Origin of the sequence: Psychromonas arctica (assembly GCF_038155225.1) — a bacterium.
GTDB classification, from domain to species: domain Bacteria; phylum Pseudomonadota; class Gammaproteobacteria; order Enterobacterales; family Psychromonadaceae; genus Psychromonas; species Psychromonas arctica_B.
The window spans coordinates 1-207 of the sequence record NZ_JBAKBA010000484.1; the positions used below are offsets into that span (position 1 = coordinate 1).

Sequence of the window (207 nt, forward strand, 5' to 3'; positions counted from 1 at the left end):
TTTCTATTCTTTTTCTTCAATATCTCTTTTTTCAACCAATGTTTCTTTTATTGATTCATACACTTCTAATCTTGAATCTGGTATTTGAACTTTATTCAATGCAATCATAGACATTAGCGATAAAATTAATGGATTACTTTTAAGTTCTACGATTACAGTCTGAATTTGAGATTTACAATTAGTCGCCTCTTGAACTCTCAATTTTTT

The 207-nt window shown here is 27.1% G+C and carries 1 protein-coding gene; it reads right to left on the minus strand.

Annotation, left to right across the window (positions count from 1 at the left end; genetic code table 11):
* Positions 1-3: 3 nt before the first annotated feature.
* Positions 4-207: hypothetical protein (locus V6255_RS19175; protein WP_341629502.1), on the minus strand; the 204-nt coding region annotated here is incomplete at its 5' end.